The 2,068-nt window shown below is 59.7% G+C and carries 2 protein-coding genes; one reads left to right on the plus strand and one right to left on the minus strand.

The window, feature by feature from the left end:
• Window positions 1-343: 343 nt before the first annotated feature.
• On the minus strand, window positions 344-1,705 hold the full coding sequence (locus tag A3220_RS16390) for an IS1380 family transposase (RefSeq protein ID WP_062376011.1): 1,362 nt from the start codon (window positions 1,703-1,705) through the stop codon (window positions 344-346).
• 139 nt (window positions 1,706-1,844) lie between these two features.
• On the opposite strand from A3220_RS16390, the gene A3220_RS16395 reads away from it, so the two are divergent.
• Window positions 1,845-2,068, plus strand: a 224-nt coding sequence (locus A3220_RS16395) for a MerR family transcriptional regulator (RefSeq protein ID WP_128082455.1), incomplete at its 3' end; no start/stop codon positions are given.

The raw sequence follows: 2,068 nt of genomic DNA on the forward strand, positions 1-2,068 counted from the left end.
TTTCCATGGGTTTTCGGGCAATGCCAAGGATTTATAGATTATATACTGACTAATGAGTATCATTTTAAAGCATCCTTATCTATTGAAAAGTCCAGTTGTTGATAAAATTAAACCTGAATCCGTGAAGCCGGCGCCGACACTTTCCCTATCACCGCCAGCGAGCACTTTTTGATCATTCGCCCCGTGCAAGTTGGCTTTCGCAAGCCCGTTATTGCCAAAACCCACCGTGCTGATCGGTGCTGACGGCCCGTTTTGTCATGCCTTTCCACCCGCCAGGCACGACATATCTGGCGATCGCGTGTCGCTTGGAACTGCTTGTGGATAGAGTGTCGCCGATTGACGGTCAGCATGGCGTTCCTCGTGGATAACGCAGTCGGCTCCGCAGCGTCTTGAGCACCGTCATGCGCCCGATATCCTGCCCGAAGTCGAGGATGATCTGCCGTGCCTTGTGAATCACGAGAGCCGCACGGTGCACCAACTCTTGTAGCACGGTGCGCAGCCGGCGCCGCTTGGCCGGGTGGCGAACCGGGCTCAGCTCGCCGGTCATGCCCAGCTGTCCCATCAGGCGCAGGATGTTGTAGGCCAACTGGGCGAGATGCAGGATCAGATCGTTGGTGGCGAACTTGCCGGACGGCAAGCGCTCCAGGTCGAGATCGGTCTTGATCTCGCTGTGAAACTGCTCATGGGTGGCATGCGCCTGGTAGCGTTTGATCACCGCCTCCGGCGCCTCGTCCAGGCTGGTCCACCAGCCTTCCAACTCATAGTCCGGTTCGAGCAGCAACTGGCCATCGCGATCGGCGGTGCGCTCGACCAGGCGCATCACGCGTTGGACGACGTATTCGGTCTTGTTGTCGTCGTGGATCGAGACGGCCTGCGTCCACAGCGCCTGGCGCTTGCCAGGACGCAGCTCTTCCCAGTAGTCCGCCGCCACCGCCAGCCAGGTATCTCGATCAGCCGTGGCCGAGCCGCGCGGGTTCCATTTGACGACATAGTCGAGCCGGCGCCCCTCGTCGGCAAAGACCTGGCGTTGCTGTTCGAGAAGCGCCAGGTGCGCCTGGCTGTCGAAGCCGCTGTCCTCGCGTAACAGGATCGGTTGCTTGGTCAAGCATTGGGCGCGAGGCAGTACCCGCTCCAGGAAGGCGTTGCTCTCCTTCATGGTGTGCTGCTTGCCAGGCCGCAGTTCCAGACCCAGGCACCACCCTTCGTTGCCCAGATAGGCGGCGATCGGGGTGTAGCCATCGACCTTCTGGTAGGTCCGCGAGACGCCTTCCTTCTTCGAGTTGCTGTTGTCCATGACGAAGGTGTCGATGTCCAGGCAGACGTGCGTCGTCTCGGCGGTGATCGGTGCTTCGATCAGTGACAGCAGGGTCGTGGACCAGGTGGCGGTGCGCGCCTGCAGGTCGTTGGCGGCAAGTTTTTCCAGCCGCTGTCGCAGCGTCGCCGCGCTCGGCACCTTCTGCAGGGTCAGCAGTTGTTGGAAGGGCTTGTCGCGGCGGAAGTTCTCGACAGCGTCATAGTCGCTCATGCCCAGACACAGCAGGCCCAGGTAGCTCTTGATCACGTCACTGGTGCGCATGCCCAGCGTGGTGGGGAAGCGGCTGTCGATGCTGTCGACGCCAGCGATCTCGAAGCATTGCCCGATGATGGACAGCCCGGCGTGGCTGGTGAGGGTGCGGCGACTGGCGCGGAACTTTATGTTGGGCATGGCACTGTCTGGGTGAATGGCGATAATGGCTATATTGCCATGCAGGTCAGTGGGTTAGAAGTGCTTCCGGGGGCCGGTCTCACGGATTCAGGGCTACTATAAGGTCAATAGAGTAAAGAATCCGTTGGGGAGGAGGCTGATGCGCATTGGTCAGTTGGCGCAGTTGGTAGGGGTCGAAACACAGACGATCCGCTTCTATGAACAGCAGGGCTTGTTGCCGCCGCCTGATCGGCAGGACAACGGTTACCGTGTCTATACCGAGAAGCATGGTGAGGGGCTGGCCTTCATCCGTCGCTGCAGAATCCTGGGCCTGTCACTGGCTGAGATTCACGAACTACAGAGCTATCAGGACGACCCTCATCA

This window comes from Halomonas sp. KX33721 (genome assembly GCF_001596805.1).
Taxonomy (GTDB): domain Bacteria; phylum Pseudomonadota; class Gammaproteobacteria; order Pseudomonadales; family Halomonadaceae; genus Vreelandella; species Vreelandella aquamarina.